This is a genomic window from Mesorhizobium sp. M7A.F.Ca.CA.002.09.1.1 (genome assembly GCF_003998555.1).
GTDB classification, from domain to species: domain Bacteria; phylum Pseudomonadota; class Alphaproteobacteria; order Rhizobiales; family Rhizobiaceae; genus Mesorhizobium; species Mesorhizobium ciceri.
The window spans coordinates 1-2545 of record NZ_RZRR01000821.1 but is presented as its reverse complement, the minus strand read 5'-3'; the positions used below and the strand labels follow the sequence as shown (position 1 = coordinate 2545).

Below are 2545 nucleotides of genomic sequence, written 5' to 3'. Positions count from 1 at the left end.
CGATACATATCCGCGCAAGCCTATACGGCAAGGCGCTCCCTGAGCATGGCAGTCAAAACTTCGTGCGGGATTGCGTGACGCTATTGCTAGCCTTCTCGCACCGTCCGCGCACCGACATGCAGCGCGCGGCCGGCACCGAGCCCCATAATGGCTACGCCAAGCCCGAGCGCGACGAACAGGAACGCCGTTCCCGAAAAACTGCCGGTCCAGTCGCGGATCAGGCCCACCAGCAGCGGGCCGAATGCCGCCAACACATAGCCGACGCCTTGCGCCATGCCTGAAAGATGCGCGGCGACATGCGAATCCGGCGAACGCAGCACGATCAGGCTCATGGCAGCCGCGATCAGGCCGCCCTGCCCGATGCCTTGCAGGATCGCCCAGAACAGCACGGTCGAGGTCGGTGCGAACAGAATGCCGAGCAGCGCGATCACCGCCGTGGCAACGAGCGCCACATTGATGCCGCGCTGGTCTTTCAGCCGCATCGCGAAGGATGGCACGGCGAGGCAGGTGATGACTTGCGCCATGACAGACACCGAAACCATGGCGCCGGCGGTGGCCGCATCGAAGCCACGCTCGCGCAAGATCGGCGCCAGCCAACCGAAGATGCAATAGGCAAGTGCCGACTGCAGGCCCATGAACAGCGTCACCTGCCAGGCCAGGCGATCGCGCCAGAGACCAACGACGCGAAAGCCCCGATGACTGACCTGCCGACGGCTGCCCAGCGCCTGCGGAATCCAGATCAAAAGCACGACCAGTGTAGGCACCGCCCAGGCAGCAAGTGCCCCGGACCACGAACCGGTGACAAAATGCTCGATCGGCAGTGTGAAGCCGGCGGCGGCCGCCGAGCCGGCACAGAGCGCCATGGTGTAGAGCCCGGTCATGACGGCGGCCTTGTCGGCGAAATCTCGCTTCACCAGGCCCGGCAGCAGCACATTGCCGATGGCAATGGCGCCGCCGGCAAGGAAGGTGGCGACAAACAGCAGGGGAACCGTACCGAACCAGCGCAGGCCGGTTCCCAGCACCAGCAAGGTGAGCGCCCCGAGCAAAGTGCGCTCGGCTCCATAGCGCTGGGCAAGTCTTGGCGCGAAGGGCGCGAACAGACCCAGGCACAGAACGGGCAGCGTCGTCAGCAGGCTGGCGCCCGTCGTCGACAGTCCGGTTGCCTGCATCACCTCGGGCAGCAGTACCGACAGGCTGGAAAACAGCGGCCGCAGGCTGAAGGCGATCAGCACAAGGCTCGCGCCAAGCACGATGCGCGCCGCACGGCTGCGCAGTTCAGGCGGCTGCGGCGCGGGCAGGCTGTCGGCCTCGGCATCGATGAGTTCCAGACCCTCGATGGCGGCGGATTGCGCCGTCGGGTCAGGCTGACGAAAACTCTGGTTCATTGCGAAAGCAGTCTTTCAAGTTGGGCAAGCACCGGCGCCATGAAGGCGCGAACGGCGGCAACGGCGCGCTCGGGATTGCTCGCGGCAATGGCGTCGACGATAGCCGCATGCGCCTGGTGGTCCGGTTCGGGCAGATCGCCGTCGATGGTGGCATGGATGGTCTCGGTGATGGCGGCGGTGAAGAAGTCGTAGAGCTCCATCATCGCTTTGTTGCCGGACGCCGCGACAACCGATTTGTGGAAAGCGAGATCGCGCCGGATGAAGGCATCGCTTCCGCCGTCCGCGACGGTGCCGCGTTCGGCAAGCAGTTGCCGCATCGTCTCAAGATCGGCTGGCGTGTGGCGCATGGCGGCGAGCCGTGCCGCCTCCAGGTCGAGCGCCGCCCGCGCCTCCCACTGATCGCGCAGGCCGGTGCGCTTGACCCGGTCGAGCGCGGCAGAGGCATCGACGGTAGAGCGCACATATGTGCCCGAGCCCTGGCGCGTATCCAGCAATCCTTGCGAGACCAGCACCCGCACCGCCTCGCGCACCGTGCCGCGGCTGACCGACAGAAGGTCGGTCAGGGCTGCCTCATTGGGAATGCGCTCGCCGACGCCCCAGCGGCCGCTGACGATCTCCGCACGCAGGCTGCTGGTGGCGCTGTCGGTGAGATTGGTTCTGGTGGCGGGTTGCATAGGCCTATTCATAAGTCATCAGATGACTTGATGAATAGGCCTGCTTCTAGCTGCCGTCAAGATGCTCATCGAAGCCAACGAGCACCATGCAATGGGAACGGATCAGCTGGTGGCCCGTGCGAAGCTCGCCATGTGAAAGGCCTGGACCTCCGGCGGATAGCGATACCCCGTGCCATAGGGGCACGCATTGCGATCGAGGCAACCGCCGCTGCGGCAGGGTTCGCCATTCGCTCCCCCCACATGCGCCAGGCAGGATTGATAAGCGAATCCTTGCACGGAATAGGCGTCGACCGGGCAGGATTTCAGGCAGGGTTTCTCGGCGCAGCTATCGCAAAGGTGGGGCGCTGCCTCGGCAACTTGAACTGGAATTTCGTCGTCAAACAGCAGCACACCGCGGTAGGCATGCCATAGCCCGTAGCGCGGATGCATGAGGATGCCGAGCGGCGACGGTTTCAGCCCCTCCGCCCGCATCGCCCATTGCTGGAA

At 65.1% G+C, this 2545-nt stretch carries 3 protein-coding genes; all 3 read right to left on the bottom strand.

Annotated elements, in window-relative coordinates; all coding sequences use genetic code 11:
* Positions 1-86: 86 nt before the first annotated feature.
* Positions 87-1385 (bottom strand): MFS transporter, encoded by a 1299-nt coding sequence (locus EN994_RS26790; protein ID WP_063168201.1) that lies wholly within the window; start codon positions 1383-1385, stop codon positions 87-89.
* A complete protein-coding gene (locus EN994_RS26785) occupies positions 1382-2059 on the bottom strand; it encodes a FadR/GntR family transcriptional regulator (protein WP_063168202.1) in 678 nt (225 codons plus the stop codon). Before EN994_RS26785 ends, EN994_RS26790 begins: the two co-directional genes overlap by 4 nt.
* A gap of 102 nt (positions 2060-2161) precedes the next feature.
* The coding region (locus tag EN994_RS26780) for a 4Fe-4S dicluster domain-containing protein (protein ID WP_164746224.1) at positions 2162-2545 on the bottom strand (384 nt) is incomplete at its 5' end.

What these genes read in the sequence shown, in the direction of transcription:
- EN994_RS26790 (WP_063168201.1), bottom strand. Translation starts at nt 1,385, where the DNA reads ATGAACCAGAGTTTTCGTCAGCCTGACCCGACGGCGCAATCCGCCGCC.
- EN994_RS26785 (WP_063168202.1), bottom strand. Translation starts at nt 2,059, where the DNA reads ATGCAACCCGCCACCAGAACCAATCTCACCGACAGCGCCACCAGCAGC.